The organism is Lentibacter algarum, assembly GCF_018860975.1.
Taxonomy (GTDB): Bacteria; Pseudomonadota; Alphaproteobacteria; order Rhodobacterales; family Rhodobacteraceae; genus Lentibacter; species Lentibacter algarum_A.
The window spans coordinates 474,237-488,076 of record NZ_JAHKQI010000005.1; the positions used below are offsets into that span (position 1 = coordinate 474,237).

The following is a 13,840-nucleotide window of genomic DNA, read 5'->3' on the forward strand; positions in this document are numbered from 1 at the left end:
TTTTGGCTGTGACTCGCTTTGTTAACGGGCCGATTTAGCTTGCAGCGATAAGCTCGGCTTGGGCGACGATAACCTCGGCTTGTTTGATCGACGCGATGTCGACCAAACGGCCCTTGTAGACAGTCGCGCCTTCGCCGTTCGCCTTGGCTGTTTCCATCGCAGTCAAGATTTCGCGCGCCTCGGCGACGGCTTCTTCTGACGGCGTGAAAACCTCGTTGGCAAGGGCGATCTGCTTGGGGTGAATAGCCCATTTGCCGACCATCCCCAGCGTTGCCGAGCGTTTGGCCTGAGCGATAAATCCTTCGTCATCAGAGAAGTCGCCGAACGGCCCGTCTACCGGCAGAACACCATGGGTGCGGCACGCCGCAACGATAGCCGCCTGCGCCCAATGCCACGGATCAGACCAGTGTTTTTGGCCTTCATGCTGCATGTAGTAGTTTTCTTGCGTGCCGCCGATTCCCGTTGTTTGCATGCCCATTGAGGCCGCAAAATCAGCTGCGCCAAGGCTCATCGCCTGCAAGCGCGGGCTTGAGGCGGCGATGGCTTCAACATGCGCAATACCCGCCGCGCTCTCGATGATCACCTCAAGGCCGATAGGCTTGCTGCGGCCCTTGGCGCGCTCGATTGCGGTGACCAGAGCGTCAACTGCATAGACATCTTCGGCACATCCAACCTTGGGGATCATGATCTGGTCAAGGCGATCTCCTGCTTGCTCAAGCAGATCGACAACATCCCGATACCAATACGGCGTGTCGAGGCTGTTGATGCGCACTGACAAAAGCTTGTTGTTCCAGTCAATCGTGTTGATCGCCTCGATCACATTGGCGCGGGCAATGTCCTTGTCCGTAGGTGCAACGGAATCTTCAAGATCAAGGTTGATAACGTCAGCAGCAGAGGCTGCCATCTTCGCAAACAGCTTGGTATTTGAGCCCGGCCCAAAGAGCTGGCAACGATTCGGACGCGCAGGAGCAGTTGGTTGAAGTCGAAAACTCATTTTTCACACCTTTCAGGGTAAGGAAATTACGCATATCTTGCTGGAAGCGATATTAAATTACGCACTGGGCTGCAAGTTTATTTTGCACATGCAGCATTTGACTTTCACGCAAGATTCTTCGAACATTGGTGGAAAGTTAGCAAGATCATCCCGTATTTTTCTCCGATACCGCTGATATCACAAGCAAATCGCTCTCCCGATAGGTGAAGACTCGCGCAACACTCTCTGAAACTCAACTTTAAGGCTGCCCAGATGATCCAGACACCCTACCTATTATTCCTCGGCGACGCCCCTGATCAGCTCGCAGCGAAGGTCGCTCAAGGCATCAAAGACTGGCGCCCCGAAAACGCAGTTGGCCAGTTCCGCATGGAGGGCTGCAAAGCCGACATGGGCCTTGCAGATATGTCGCTGAAAGAAGCCAAAGCCGCTGGCGCCAAGACGCTGGTTATCGGCGTCGCAAACCGCGGTGGCATCATCAGCCAGGAGTGGAAAAAGGTTCTGGTGATGGCTCTGGAAGAGGGCTTTGACCTCGCCTCCGGCCTGCACAACCTCCTGCGCGAAGAAGCCGATCTGGTCGCAGTTGCAGAGGCCACAGGCCAACAGCTCCACGACGTGCGAATTCCTGATGTCGATTACCCGATCGCCAACGGTATCAAACGCAAAGGCAAACGCGTGCTGGCCGTCGGCACTGACTGCTCGGTTGGCAAAATGTATGCGGCGCTCTGTCTGGATAAGGCCATGCAGGAGCGCGGCTTGAAAGCGACTTTCCGTGCCACCGGTCAAACCGGCATCCTGATCACTGGCGGCGGCGTGCCGCTTGACGCAGTGATCGCCGACTTTATGGCAGGATCGGTTGAGTGGCTCACGCCTGACAATGATGATGATCACTGGGACATCATCGAAGGCCAAGGTAGCCTTTTTCACGTGTCCTATTCCGGCGTGACAATGGCGCTGATCCACGGTGGTCAACCTGATGCTTTGGTCGTCTGCCACGAGCCAACACGCGATCACATGCGCGGCCTTCCGGGTTATAGCTTGCCAAGCATCAAGCAGGTCGAAGACATGGCTTTGACGCTAGCGCAGGTTGCGAACCCTAACTGCAAAGTTATCGGCTACGCGATCAACACACAGCACATGCCGGAAGCCGACGCCAAGGCATACCTAGCCGAAGTCGAAGCCAAGCATGGCAAGCCCGCGACAGACCCGTACCGCTTTGGTTCTGATGCGTTGGTTGATGCCCTTGCGGACATGACATGAAGCTGACTGTCACCCCCGAGAGCTTCAAACTCGCGCAGGTGTTTACCATCTCGCGCGGGTCACGCACCGAGGCCAAAGTGCTGACAGTGCGCGTTCAAGACGGCGCGCATCAGGGCTGGGGCGAGTGCGTTCCATACGCCCGCTACGGCGAAACGCTCGAAAGCGTAACTGACGAAATCATGGGTCTTCCCGAGCAGTTTGACCGCGACACACTGGCTGGCCTTTTGCCCGCAGGCGCGGCGCGCAACGCTGTTGATTGCGCCTTATGGGATTTGCAGGCAAAGCAAACCGGCAAGCGCGTTTGGGAGCTCGCAGGCCTGCCAGCACCCAAGCCGGAAGTGACCGCCTACACCCTGTCGCTCGACACGCCTGAGAAGATGCAAGCGCAAGCTGCCGAGCACGCTTTTCGCCCGCTGCTCAAGATCAAACTCGGCACGCCCGATGACATGCCCCGCCTAGAGGCCGTGCGTGCCGGAGCGCCTAAGTCGACGATTATTATCGACGCCAATGAGGGTTGGTCGCGTGAGGTCTATCTTGAGCTGGTGCCGCATCTACAACGTCTTGGTGTGGCGCTGGTTGAGCAGCCTTTGCCTGCTGCTGATGACGAAGGCCTAATCGGCATCGAACGCCGCGTGCCTGTCTGCGCTGACGAGAGCGCGCATGACTGCGCCAGCCTGCCAAAACTGAAGGGCAAGTATGATGTGGTCAACATCAAGCTCGACAAAACCGGTGGCCTCACTGAGGCGATCAAACTGCGTGAAGCCGCCCTTGCCGAGGGCTATAAAGTCATGGTCGGCTGCATGGTCGGCACCTCGCTGGCGATGGCCCCAGCAACGCTTATCGCGCAGGGCGCTATGGTCACAGACCTTGACGGGCCATTGTTGCTTGCCGAGGATCGGGACACACCGCTTGACTTCGATGCAGCGGGTGTTCATCCGCCTCTCGCTAGTCTCTGGGGGTAGACCATGCAAACCGCGATCATCTGGGATGTCGAGTTTCTGACCGACGCAGGCGCACCGCAGCGCTTTTGGTGCGGGCCTGATGATCCTGATCCGGTGCTTGTACAAATAGGCGCTGTGCGGCTTGGCCTCGAGGGTGCGTTTCCTATTGTCGAAACCTTCGAACGTGTGGTGATCCCGCGTGACAGAGCCGGCAATATCTGGCCGCTTTCGCCACTGTTTACCAAGCTGACCAAGATCAGCGATGCACGCGTCAATATTGAAGGAGAAGAGCTGGGCGTCGCACTCCAAGCGCTTAAGGCTTTTGCCGCTGATGACATGATCTGGGCTTGGGGAAACGACGAGATTTTCGCACTGGGGATATCCTGCTACCTTGCCGGAATAGAAGCGCCAATACCCGCGACACAGTTTGGCAATGCCACGCGCTTGCTGGTTAAGGGCGGTGTGCCTACCGCGGAAGTGGTCACCCTGCGCTCAAACACGCTTGCTGCGCACTTTGGTGTTGATGATGCAGGCGCACAGGCGCATGACGCTCTGGGCGACGCCCAATCAGTTGCTTATGTCTTGCAACATTTCTTGCGCAACGGGCGCTTGAAAGCCGACGATTTTGCCCAAGACCGCACATGATAGCTTGACGTTGCGCTTACGGTCTTGATGAATAAAACGAACTTTTGAACGAACACCAATGGAGCCTCACATGTCCCGCACAGTCTACGTAAACGGCAGCTATATGCCCGAAGAAGAAGCCACAGTCTCGATCTTTGATCGCGGGTTTCTGATGGCCGATGGGGTCTATGAGGTGACATCGGTTCTCGGCGGCAAACTGATCGCATTTGAAGGCCACGCGGTGCGACTTGAGCGCTCGCTGAAAGAGCTTGATATGCAAGCGCCTTGCGATATGGACGAGCTCTTGGATATTCACCGCGAGTTGGTGAAACTCAACGAGATTGACGAGGGGTTGATCTACATGCAGATCACCCGCGGTTCTGATGGTGACCGCGACTTTGCTTTCCCCGATCCCGAAACAACCAGACCAACGCTGGTTATGTTCACCCAAAACAAGCCCGGCCTTGCCGACAATCCGGCCGCCAAGAAAGGCGCCAAGATCATCTCGATTGAAGACATTCGCTGGGGCCGCCGCGACATTAAGACCGTGCAGCTTCTCTATCCGTCGATGGGCAAGATGATGGCCAAAAAAGCCGGCTGTGATGATGCTTGGTTGGTCGAAGATGGTATGGTTACCGAGGGTACTTCAAACAACGCCTATATCGTTAAAGGCAACACGATCATCACAAGGGCACTGTCAAATGACATCCTGCACGGCATCACCCGCGCTGCGGTTTTGCGTTACGCCAAAGAGGCGCAGATGCAAGTTGAAGAGCGCAGTTTTAGCATCAGTGAAGCACAGGGTGCTGACGAAGCTTTCACAACTTCGGCCAGTGCATTTGTGATGCCGGTTGTCGAGATCGACGGTGCTTCGCTTGGCGATGGAACGCCCGGCCCTGTCGCCAAACGTTTGCGAGAGATCTACCTTGAGGAAAGCCTTAAAACGGCCATTTAGACTTGCCTGAAAATCAGCTTTTGTCTGTTACGTTTTCTTTGAACGCGGTTTCAAACTCGGCTTGTTTGGCGTCGGTCGCATCTGTTTGATGGTTGGCTTTCCACTCGTCCATGCTCATGCCGTAGAAACCCTCTCGCGCCTCGTCTTTTGACATCTCGATGCCGCGTTCGTTTGCGGCCTCCTGATACCAACGTGACAGGCAGTTACGGCAAAATCCGGCGAGGTTCATCATGTCGATGTTTTGCACATCAATACGATCTTCCATCAGGTGTTTTTGCAACCGGCGAAAGGCGGCGGCTTCGAGTTCCAAGCGGGTTTGATCGTCCATCGTCAGCTCCTGACAGGTGTTGTTAAAGGCCGGTTTCGGCAAGCACGTCTTCGAGGATCGGCCCAAGGCGTTTTGCCCAAGCAGCTTGTTCGGCATGGGTTTCGATCAAGTCACTGCGCAGCTCGATCAGCACATTGGCACGATGCTTTTTAAGAGCGTGCTGGTCAACCGCATCGCCGGGAAGGTGGCCGGCATAGGGCTGGTTGTCGCCAACGCAGAGGCCATCTTCCCGCTGCAACCGCTTCACCAGGGCGGGCCCCAGCAAGCAGTCGCCCGCATGCAAGACGCCTATGTGCCAAGGCCTAGGCGGGCGGCCGTTAAGCTGCGGCGAGAAGGAGTGTATAGCCGCAACAACAGTGTCTTCACGGCGCGCGGCGAGGCCTTCATAGGCATCATGATAAGGTTGCCAATAGGCGTCGATACGGTGCTGCCGCTCTTCGGCACTCATCGGATGATTGGCCGGAATGATCGTGCCGTCATAAAGCTTCATGATCAGCGTAGGGTCTTCCAAGCCGCGGTTCGGATCAATCACCAAACGCGAGAAATTGCTGGTGATCACCGGTGCGTTCATCACCTCACCAAGCTGTTCGGAAAGGCCCTTGGCGCCGATATCAAAAGCGATGTGGCGTTGCATGTCGGCCTCGGGCAGTTCAAGTGAGCCGCCGTTGACGGCCTCGGGAACAGCGTTGGTTGCGTGGTCAGAGGTGATCAGCCAGCGAGAGTGACGTTCGGCGCCGATTATCTCGAATGCGGTGTGGCTCATTGCTGTTGCGTCCTGATTGTCCGTCGCCGGAATGCGGCAAGCTGTTGTATTGGTGTCATATTCAAGCGATAAAAGCGCAACGCTGAAATACCGCTTTGGAAAGGCAGACAATATGAGACGTCTCAGGAATGTAAAGATCGTCGCGACGCTTGGCCCTGCCTCGGATGATTACGCGATGATAAAAGCGCTGCATGAAGCGGGGGCAGATGTCTTTCGTCTGAACATGAGCCATGGCGGGCATGACGAGATCAGAGAGCGTCACAGGATCATTCGTGAGATCGAGCGCGAGCTTGATAGCCCTATCGGAATTCTGGCGGATTTGCAGGGGCCGAAGCTGCGTGTCGGCACCTTTGCCAAGCCGGAAGAAGAGCTCGTTGAGGGGCAGGCGTTCCGTTTTGACCTCGATGAAACCAAAGGTGACAACACCCGCGTTTGCCTGCCGCACCCCGAGATTTTTAAAGCGCTGGAAGACAATACCACGCTTTTGGTCAACGACGGCAAGATCAGGCTGCGGGTGACCAAACACGGAGCCGACTTTGCGGATTGTGTGGTTGTTGCGGGTGGGGCTATTTCCAACCGCAAGGGTGTGAACGTGCCTGACGTGGTGCTGCCCTTGGCAGCTTTGTCTGACAAAGACCGGGCTGATTTGGAGTTCGTTTGCGGGCTTGGCGTTGACTGGCTGGCGCTGTCGTTTGTGCAGCGGGCTGCCGACGTTGAGGAGGCGCGGGCGCTGGTGAAGGGGCGTGCAGCAGTGCTTTCCAAGATCGAAAAGCCCTCGGCTGTGACGTCATTTGAGGAGATCCTGGCAGTGTCTGACGGCATTATGGTAGCGCGTGGCGACCTTGGGGTTGAGCTACCGGTGCAGAACGTGCCGCCCATCCAGAAGCGCCTTGTGCGCCGGTGCCGAGCTGCCGCCAAGCCAGTGATCGTCGCGACGCAGATGCTTGAAAGCATGGTCGAAAGCCCGATGCCAACGCGGGCTGAAGTCTCCGATGTGGCCACAGCGATCTATGAAGGTGCCGATGCGATCATGCTTTCGGCGGAGTCTGCGGCAGGTGATTACCCTGTCGAGGCGGTGCAAACTATGAACAATGTCGCGATTGAGGTTGAGGATGACCCGACCTACAGAGAGATCATCGAGGCATCGCGTGTCGCCAAGCGCGAAAGTGTTGCTGACGGGATCGTTTCCGCCGCGCGAGAAATTGCAGAAACCACTGATATTAAAGCGATTTGTTGCTTCACTCAGTCCGGCACAACTGCGCTTTTGACAGCCCGTGAGCGCCCGCGTGTGCCTATCATTGCGCTGACAAGCCTGCGGGGGACAGCGCGTAGGCTGGCGCTCAGTTGGGGCACGCATTGCATTATGACAGGCGAGCTCTCGCGCTTTAAGCAAGCGGTTGTCAACGCGGCCCGTGCGGCACGCGAAGCCGGACATGCAGGGCCTGATGACCAGATCGTTGTGGTGGCGGGTGTGCCCTTCAATGTGCCGGGTTCCACCAACATCCTTAGGGTTGCGCCTTGTGATGAACGTTTGATTTTTGCCGCCGATCCGGAGTAACATGCCAAAAAAGTTAGCGAGCTTTGGAGCAGCATATGGATTATGATCTTTTCCTCGTGATCGGTTTGATCATTGCCGTGTTCTCGGTGCCTGCGGTCGTCTCTGCTGTTTCTGACAACCGCACACCGCGGGTGGCGGCGATTGCGCTTATCGCAGGTGGCGCGATGATGGCTTATGCCGTTAGCCAAAACCCGAGCGGATATTCGATCGACAAGATCCCCAATGTGGTGGTCGATGTGATCGCAAAATATATCAACTAATACCCCTTATTTGCCTTGCCAAATTGGGAGATGCGGCCTAAAAGCCCCTTCTCAGAGCGCGACCGGCCGACAGTGGCATGCCGAGTCGTGCATAGACCGACCCAAACCAAGGAGACGGAAATGCCCAAGATGAAGACCAAATCGAGCTGCAAAAAGCGGTTCAAAGTGACGGCCTCGGGCCGCGTTAAATCAGCCCAAGCTGGCAAGCAGCACGGCATGATCAAACGTTCAAACAAATTCCTCCGCAATGCACGCGGCACAACCACGCTCAGCGCTCCTGATGAAAAGATCATCAAGAGCATGATGCCATACGCGCGCTAAGGAGAGACTGATATGCCAAGAACCAAAGGCGGAACCACGACGCACGCACGTCACAAGAAGGTCATCAAGGCCGCAAAAGGCTATTATGGCCGTCGCAAGAATACCTTCAAGGTCGCGCGTCAGGCAGTTGATAAAGCCAACCAATACGCAACCCGTGACCGCAAAAATCGCAAGCGCAATTTCCGCGCGCTTTGGATCCAACGGATCAACGCGGCTGTGCGCTCACATGACGAAGCGCTGACATACTCACGCTTTATCAATGGCTTGAACCTCGCTGGTATCGAAGTTGACCGCAAAGTTCTCGCTGATCTGGCCGTTCACGAGCCGGAAGCGTTTGGTGCGATTGTTGCACAAGCACAGAATGCTTTGGCTGCTTAAGCCGAACTTCTGATAGTTTTGAAGCGCCGCTGGAGAGATCCGGCGGCGTTTTGCTTTTGTAGCTCATGTTTCGCTCTTATCTATATGGCGCAAACATGATTTTTGCGGCCAAAGCCTAACAAGGCCTTACCGCTGCGTTCAGGTAGGTTAACACGGCAAGCTGCGAGCCACTTGCATGTGACTTGCGTGCATACCGCAGTGCATACGACAGTGCATAATGCGTGCTGACAGTTTTGCGCGCTGCGTTAAGGCAAATTAACTTAACGCAGCGCGCGGTGTTCGACGCTTCAGAGCATATTTTTGCAGCGCGTGCCGCCATAGGGGCGCTTGAGGTGTGTCGGATTGCCGACCAGAACCCACGAAGGCGCGTAGCCCGGCGCATGCACGCGCGAGTAGGTGCAACCATCGGCGGTTGTCATCCATTGATCGCGGCTTTGGGCGTTGGCGGCAGGTGCTGTCAGTGACAGAGCAAGGGCCGCTGCGGGGACAATCTTTAGAAGCGTGTTCATGGTGTTGATCCTTTTGCTAAGTTGGTTTGCTGGTCGTTCTGCATTCAACATCAGCAAGCCGCGCGGCAAGCGCTTGGCCCGATTGCGGCCAAAGAGCGTCGTTTCACTTCGATTTGCAGCAAATTCGCTTGGATAACTGACGCGAGCGCCTCGCGTGGCTTGCGAAAACACTGCCAGCAGGGTAACCCGATTTGGAACGCCAAATGGGTGAATGACATGGACGATCTGAGAGACAAATATATCGCTGCGATCGCGGCTGCGACGGACGAAGCCACGCTGGAAGACTTGCGCGTGCAGGCTGTCGGCAAAAAGGGTGAAGTCAGCTTGCAGATGCGCGAGCTTGGCAAGATGACACCGGAAGAGCGGCAGGTTGCCGGGCCAAAGCTGAATGCGCTCAAAGACGAGATCAACTCGGCCCTAGGCGCCAAGAAAGCCGGCCTCGAAGATGCGGCGCTTGATGAGCGTCTGCGCGGAGAGTGGCTTGATGTGACCTTGCCAAGCCGTTTGCGCGGGCAGGGCACTGTGCATCCGATTTCGCAGGTGACAGAGGAAGTCACGGCGATCTTTGCCGACATGGGCTTTGGCGTGGCTGAAGGGCCGCGGATTGATACTGACTGGTATAATTTCGACGCTTTGAACATTCCGTCACATCACCCTGCGCGCGCCGAGATGGACACATTTTACATGCACCGCGACGAGGGCGACAACCGCCCGCCGCATGTGCTGCGCACACACACCAGCCCCGTGCAGATCCGCACGATGGAAGCCGAAGGCGCGCCGCTGCGCATCATCTGCCCCGGTGGTGTTTACCGTGCTGACTATGACCAGACGCACACGCCGATGTTCCACCAAGTCGAGGGGCTGGCGATTGATAAAGACATCTCGATGGCCAACCTCAAGTGGGTGCTGGAAGAGTTCTTCTCGGCCTTCTTTGAAGTTGAAGGCATCAAGACGCGGTTCCGCTCGTCGCACTTCCCGTTCACCGAACCGGGCGCTGAAGTTGATATCCAGTGCTCGTGGGTCGACGGGCAGCTGCGCATCGGCGAGGGCGACGGCTGGATGGAAGTTCTTGGCTCGGGCATGGTGCACCCTAAGGTGCTGCAAGCTGGCGGGATCGACCCTGACCAGTGGCAAGGCTTCGCCTTCGGCATGGGCATCGACCGGATTGCTATGTTGAAATACGGCATCCCCGACCTGCGCGCCTTCTTTGACTCAGACCTGCGCTGGCTGCGCCATTACGGGTTTGCAAGCCTTGATGTGCCGACGTTGCATGGGGGGTTGTCGCGGTGAAAACGGCTTTGTTTAATTTCTTGGCTAAGAAAGCAGGCTTCAAATGGAAGCCGCAAGAGAAGCTTTGGTCTAGAGAAAAAGTAGCGGGCGTAAGCCTAGGTTCCGCAGGTGCTATGACAATTCTGGGACAAGTTTTCGGGATATCGGCAGTCGCTCACAGTTCAGGTGCTATGATTTTGACTGGCTCCGCTGGTTACATTTCAGGAACCTTCATTGCGGGGACGCTTGTCTGGCTCATCTGGCCTTTGCTTATCGTTGTTGGACTTGGCGCGCTGTTTTGGAAGCGAGTTGTTGCTGCTTTCGATTGGGCTATTGAGCGCATCTATTTTTGGAGAAACGCCAAATGAAATTCACACTCTCTTGGCTGAAAACCCATCTCGATACGCAAGCCAGCGTTGACGAGATTTGCGAGACGCTCACTGACCTTGGGCTTGAGGTTGAGGAGGTGGTTAACCCCGCCGACCGTCTTAAGAGCTTTACCCTTGGCAAAGTCACCCACGCCGAGCAGCACCCTGATGCTGACCGTTTGCGCGTTTGCACTGTGCAGACCGATGAAGGCAGCAAGCAGATCGTTTGTGGGGCGCCGAATGCGCGCACGGGGATCACCATTGTGCTGTGCAAACCGGGCGACTATGTGCCGGGGATTGATACGACTTTGAGCGTTGGCAAAATCCGCGGTGTTGAGAGCCACGGGATGATGGCGTCTGAGCGCGAGCTTGAGTTGTCGGACGAGCATGACGGGATTATCGAGCTGCCCAGTGGTGAGATCGGTGACAAGTTTGTTGACTGGCTGGCGGTGAACGCACCTGAGAAGGTTGATCCGGTGATCGAGATCGCGATTACCCCGAACCGCCCTGATGCGCTGGGCATTCGCGGCATTGCGCTTGACTTGGCGGCGCGTGGTTTGGGCACGCTCAAGCCTGTTGAAACGCCGACGATTGAGGGCAGCTTTGCCTCGCCGATCAAAGTGACGATTGACGAAGACACACGCGAGGACGGGTGTTTTGTTTTCGCTGGGCGGTTGATCAAAGGGGTGAGCAACGGGCCGAGCCCCGAGTGGCTCCAGCAGCGCTTGAAGGCGATTGGCTTGCGCCCGATCTCGAAGTTGGTCGATGTGACGAACTTCTTCACCTACGACAGAAACCGCCCGCTGCACGTGTTTGACGCGGGTAAGGTGCAGGGCGATTTGCGGGTGCACCGCGCGAAAGCTGGCGACAAGATCGTGGGCTTGGATGAGAAGGAATACACCCTCTCTGACGGGCAAGTTGTGATCTCGGATGACAAGGGTGTCGAGAGCATTGCCGGTATCATGGGCGGGCTGGAGACAGGCTGCACCGAGGCCACGACTGATGTGTTCCTTGAGGCGGCTTACTGGGATCATATCCAGATCGCGATGACGGGGCGTGCGCTCAAGATCAACTCGGATGCACGCTACCGCAACGAGCGCGGGATTGACCCTGCTTACAACATGCAGGCGATGGAAGATGCGACTGCGATGATTTTGGAGCTGTGCGGGGGCGAGGCCTCTGAAGTGGTTGTCGCGGGGGAAGTTCCGGACGTGAGCCGCGCTTATAAGCTTGATGCGGCGCGGGTGCAGAGCCTTGTTGGCATGGACATTCCTGAAGCCGAGCAACGGCGCACGCTTACGGCGCTGGGCTTTGTGCTTGAGGGCAATATGGCGCAGGTTCCGAGCTGGCGGCCTGACGTGCAGGGCGAGGCCGACTTGGTTGAGGAAGTGGCGCGGATTGCCTCGTTGACCAAGCTGGTTGGCAAACCGCTGAAGCGTGTTCAAGACGGTGTGCCGAAGGCGATTTTGCTGCCGCTACAAAAGCGCGAGCAAGCGGCGCGGCGCATGGCGGCGAGCTTGGGCTACAACGAATGCGTGACTTACTCGTTCGTTGACCAAAAGAGCGCGGCGCTGTTTGGCGGCGGAAATGACGCGACGATGCTGGCAAACCCTATTAGCTCGGAAATGAGCCATATGCGGCCTGACTTGCTGGTTGGCTTGCTACAGGCAGCGGCGCGCAACCAAGCGCGTGGCTTTGCTGACCTCGCATTGTTTGAGGTTGGGCCAGTTTTCAGCGGCGGTGAGCCGGGTGAGCAGGCGTTGCAAGTCAGTGGTTTGTTGGTTGGCAAGACCGGCCCGAAAGATGTGCTGGGCGAGAGCCGCAACGTTGACCTGTTTGACGCCAAGGCTGATGCCGAGGCTGTGCTGGCTGCCATCGGCGCGCCGACACGTGTGCAAGTGCTGCGCGACGGGCCGGTTTGGTTTCACCCTGGTCGGCACGGGCGCATTTGCCTTGGGCCGAAGAAGGTGCTTGGCATCTTTGGCGAGTTACACCCGAAAGTGCTCAAGGAGATGGGCGTGAAGGGGCCGGCTGTTGCCTTTACGATCTGGCCAGAAGAAGTGCCAGCAGCGCGCAAAAAGAACACCACGCAGCCAGCGCTTAAAGCGAGTGATTTGCAAGCTGTCGAGCGCGACTTTGCCTTTGTTGTTGGCACAGATGTAGAAGCGCTGACGCTGGTGAACGCCGCGGCGGGAGCTGACAAGGCGCTGATCGACGATGTGCGGGTGTTTGACGAATTCATCGGCGGCTCGCTTGGTGAGGGCAAGAAGTCACTCGCGATCACGGTGCGTTTGCAACCCGTCGGCGCGACGCTCAAGGACGAAGACATCGAGGCGGTTTCAGCCAAGATTGTCGAGAAGGTGAGCAAGGCCACCGGCGGCGAGCTACGCAGCTAAGTCAGGCTTGATCAGCTGAGATTGCCTCGGCCAGAATATCATACACCAGCCTGATCCTCGGGCTGGTGTGTATCTCGCGGTGACTAACCAGCCAGTAGGGGAAGGTCACTTCAAGGACTGACGGGAGGAGCGCTTCGACTTGCGGCGTTGTTTTCGCGACGCTGGCATCCATCGGGCTGACACCGAGGCCAGCTTTGGTCATCTCCCAGGTGACCGTCCCGTTTTCTGATGAAGCACGAAAATGCTCGGGGCTGAGCGGCACACCCATGCCAGCCATGTAGTCAACCATCTGATCGATGTTGCCGAGCGCGAGCCAGTCGAGCTTGGTGAGGTCATTGACGGATTGCGGCCTGCCGGTACGATCAAGCATTTCTGTGGAGGCGTAGAAGTAGCCCTTTGCCTCACAGATCAGTCTTGCGACAAGTTCGGGCTGCTCGGGGCGCACATGGCGCACGGCGATATCGGCCTCTCGTGTCATCAGATTGGAGATGTCGTTTGAGGCAATGATCTCAACGCTGATCAGGGGGGCGACCTTGCGAACTGTTGCGATGACCGAGGGCATGAGATGCGCTGAGACGATATCGCTCGCGGTGATGCGGATATGACCTGATAGGTCAGAGCGTTGGCCGCTGGCAGTCAGCGCGACACGCTCGGCAGCCTCGCCCATAACGCGGGTATGCGCGCAAAGTTCCTCACCAGCTTCTGTTATCGAGAGGCGTTTGCCGTGGCGCTCAAACAGAAGCAAGCCGAGCTGCTCTTCAAGTGCGGCGACTTGGCGGCTGAGCGTTGGTTGCGTAAGACCAAGCCGGCGCGCAGCCGCAGAGAAAGAGCCTGTTTCGGCTGTCGCTAGAAAAGCGTGGAGCAAGCCCCAATCAGGTGAGTTTGGTGGGTTTTTCATGCATATTTGTATAAGCAAGCA

General features: G+C 57.0%; 16 protein-coding genes. 11 read left to right on the top strand and 5 right to left on the bottom strand.

Translation table 11 applies throughout. The features are described from left to right. Positions 1-34: 34 nt before the first annotated feature. Positions 35-994: an L-malyl-CoA/beta-methylmalyl-CoA lyase gene (locus tag KO498_RS06520; protein WP_215959067.1), complete on the bottom strand. Its 960-nt coding sequence runs from the start codon at positions 992-994 to the stop codon at positions 35-37. A gap of 252 nt (positions 995-1,246) precedes the next feature. Here KO498_RS06520 and dgcN point away from each other — a divergent pair, with 252 nt between their 5' ends. From dgcN to KO498_RS06540, 4 genes are all read left to right on the top strand, one after another. Then, positions 1,247-2,251 carry an N-acetyltransferase DgcN gene (gene dgcN, locus KO498_RS06525; RefSeq protein WP_215959068.1) on the top strand — a complete coding sequence of 335 codons (1,005 nt, stop codon included), beginning with the start codon at positions 1,247-1,249 and terminating at the stop codon, positions 2,249-2,251. Next, positions 2,248-3,213 carry an N-acetyl-D-Glu racemase DgcA gene (dgcA, locus tag KO498_RS06530; RefSeq protein ID WP_215959069.1) on the top strand — a complete coding sequence of 322 codons (966 nt, stop codon included), beginning with the start codon at positions 2,248-2,250 and terminating at the stop codon, positions 3,211-3,213. The genes dgcN and dgcA overlap by 4 nt, the downstream gene beginning before the upstream one ends. A gap of 3 nt (positions 3,214-3,216) precedes the next feature. Further along, complete coding sequence (locus KO498_RS06535; RefSeq protein WP_215959070.1) at positions 3,217-3,837, top strand: exonuclease; 621 nt, start codon at positions 3,217-3,219, stop codon at positions 3,835-3,837. 70 nt (positions 3,838-3,907) lie between these two features. Further along, entirely contained in the window at positions 3,908-4,771 is an 864-nt protein-coding gene (locus tag KO498_RS06540; protein ID WP_215959071.1) for a D-amino-acid transaminase, read from the top strand. Positions 4,772-4,784: 13 nt separating this feature from the next. On the opposite strand, the gene KO498_RS06545 is transcribed toward KO498_RS06540, so the two are convergent. Then, positions 4,785-5,099 (bottom strand): DUF1244 domain-containing protein, encoded by a 315-nt coding sequence (locus tag KO498_RS06545; protein WP_215959072.1) that lies wholly within the window; start codon positions 5,097-5,099, stop codon positions 4,785-4,787. A 22-nt stretch (positions 5,100-5,121) separates the two neighbouring features. Then, complete coding sequence (locus tag KO498_RS06550; protein ID WP_215959073.1) at positions 5,122-5,862, bottom strand: N-formylglutamate amidohydrolase; 741 nt, start codon at positions 5,860-5,862, stop codon at positions 5,122-5,124. 112 nt (positions 5,863-5,974) lie between these two features. Here KO498_RS06550 and pyk point away from each other — a divergent pair, with 112 nt between their 5' ends. The 4 genes from pyk (at position 5,975) to rplT (ending at position 8,379) form a co-directional block, all read left to right on the top strand. Continuing rightward, positions 5,975-7,420: a pyruvate kinase gene (pyk, locus tag KO498_RS06555; RefSeq protein WP_215959074.1), complete on the top strand. Its 1,446-nt coding sequence runs from the start codon at positions 5,975-5,977 to the stop codon at positions 7,418-7,420. A gap of 35 nt (positions 7,421-7,455) precedes the next feature. After that, entirely contained in the window at positions 7,456-7,680 is a 225-nt protein-coding gene (locus tag KO498_RS06560) for a hypothetical protein (RefSeq protein ID WP_215959075.1), read from the top strand. 120 nt (positions 7,681-7,800) lie between these two features. After that, positions 7,801-8,001: a 50S ribosomal protein L35 gene (rpmI, locus tag KO498_RS06565; RefSeq protein ID WP_215959076.1), complete on the top strand. Its 201-nt coding sequence runs from the start codon at positions 7,801-7,803 to the stop codon at positions 7,999-8,001. A gap of 12 nt (positions 8,002-8,013) precedes the next feature. Continuing rightward, positions 8,014-8,379: a 50S ribosomal protein L20 gene (gene rplT, locus KO498_RS06570; protein WP_215959077.1), complete on the top strand. Its 366-nt coding sequence runs from the start codon at positions 8,014-8,016 to the stop codon at positions 8,377-8,379. Positions 8,380-8,666: 287 nt separating this feature from the next. On the opposite strand, the gene KO498_RS06575 is transcribed toward rplT, so the two are convergent. Further along, positions 8,667-8,888, bottom strand: a complete 222-nt coding sequence (locus KO498_RS06575) for a hypothetical protein (protein ID WP_215959078.1) — start codon at positions 8,886-8,888, stop codon at positions 8,667-8,669. A 216-nt stretch (positions 8,889-9,104) separates the two neighbouring features. On the opposite strand from KO498_RS06575, the gene pheS reads away from it, so the two are divergent. The 3 genes from pheS to pheT are packed head-to-tail and all read left to right on the top strand — an operon-like array spanning position 9,105 to position 12,921. Then, a complete protein-coding gene (gene pheS, locus KO498_RS06580) occupies positions 9,105-10,178 on the top strand; it encodes a phenylalanine--tRNA ligase subunit alpha (RefSeq protein ID WP_215959079.1) in 1,074 nt (357 codons plus the stop codon). Then, complete coding sequence (locus KO498_RS06585; RefSeq protein WP_215959080.1) at positions 10,175-10,525, top strand: hypothetical protein; 351 nt, start codon at positions 10,175-10,177, stop codon at positions 10,523-10,525. The genes pheS and KO498_RS06585 overlap by 4 nt, the downstream gene beginning before the upstream one ends. Then, the gene (gene pheT / locus KO498_RS06590; RefSeq protein ID WP_215959081.1) at positions 10,522-12,921 is read left to right on the top strand and encodes a phenylalanine--tRNA ligase subunit beta; all 2,400 of its coding nucleotides are present in this window, start codon (positions 10,522-10,524) and stop codon (positions 12,919-12,921) included. Before KO498_RS06585 ends, pheT begins: the two co-directional genes overlap by 4 nt. Before the next feature lies 1 nt (position 12,922). Here the strand turns inward: pheT and KO498_RS06595 are convergent, their stop codons facing one another. Further along, positions 12,923-13,819 (bottom strand): LysR family transcriptional regulator, encoded by an 897-nt coding sequence (locus KO498_RS06595; RefSeq protein ID WP_252731303.1) that lies wholly within the window; start codon positions 13,817-13,819, stop codon positions 12,923-12,925. Between the last annotated feature and the right edge of the window lie 21 nt (positions 13,820-13,840).

What these genes read in the sequence shown, in the direction of transcription:
- KO498_RS06520 (WP_215959067.1), bottom strand. Translation starts at nt 994, where the DNA reads ATGAGTTTTCGACTTCAACCAACTGCTCCTGCGCGTCCGAATCGTTGC.
- dgcN (WP_215959068.1), top strand. Translation starts at nt 1,247, where the DNA reads ATGATCCAGACACCCTACCTATTATTCCTCGGCGACGCCCCTGATCAG.
- dgcA (WP_215959069.1), top strand. Translation starts at nt 2,248, where the DNA reads ATGAAGCTGACTGTCACCCCCGAGAGCTTCAAACTCGCGCAGGTGTTT.
- KO498_RS06535 (WP_215959070.1), top strand. Translation starts at nt 3,217, where the DNA reads ATGCAAACCGCGATCATCTGGGATGTCGAGTTTCTGACCGACGCAGGC.
- KO498_RS06540 (WP_215959071.1), top strand. Translation starts at nt 3,908, where the DNA reads ATGTCCCGCACAGTCTACGTAAACGGCAGCTATATGCCCGAAGAAGAA.
- KO498_RS06545 (WP_215959072.1), bottom strand. Translation starts at nt 5,099, where the DNA reads ATGGACGATCAAACCCGCTTGGAACTCGAAGCCGCCGCCTTTCGCCGG.
- KO498_RS06550 (WP_215959073.1), bottom strand. Translation starts at nt 5,862, where the DNA reads ATGAGCCACACCGCATTCGAGATAATCGGCGCCGAACGTCACTCTCGC.
- pyk (WP_215959074.1), top strand. Translation starts at nt 5,975, where the DNA reads ATGAGACGTCTCAGGAATGTAAAGATCGTCGCGACGCTTGGCCCTGCC.
- KO498_RS06560 (WP_215959075.1), top strand. Translation starts at nt 7,456, where the DNA reads ATGGATTATGATCTTTTCCTCGTGATCGGTTTGATCATTGCCGTGTTC.
- rpmI (WP_215959076.1), top strand. Translation starts at nt 7,801, where the DNA reads ATGCCCAAGATGAAGACCAAATCGAGCTGCAAAAAGCGGTTCAAAGTG.
- rplT (WP_215959077.1), top strand. Translation starts at nt 8,014, where the DNA reads ATGCCAAGAACCAAAGGCGGAACCACGACGCACGCACGTCACAAGAAG.
- KO498_RS06575 (WP_215959078.1), bottom strand. Translation starts at nt 8,888, where the DNA reads ATGAACACGCTTCTAAAGATTGTCCCCGCAGCGGCCCTTGCTCTGTCA.
- pheS (WP_215959079.1), top strand. Translation starts at nt 9,105, where the DNA reads ATGGACGATCTGAGAGACAAATATATCGCTGCGATCGCGGCTGCGACG.
- pheT (WP_215959081.1), top strand. Translation starts at nt 10,522, where the DNA reads ATGAAATTCACACTCTCTTGGCTGAAAACCCATCTCGATACGCAAGCC.
- KO498_RS06595 (WP_252731303.1), bottom strand. Translation starts at nt 13,819, where the DNA reads ATGAAAAACCCACCAAACTCACCTGATTGGGGCTTGCTCCACGCTTTT.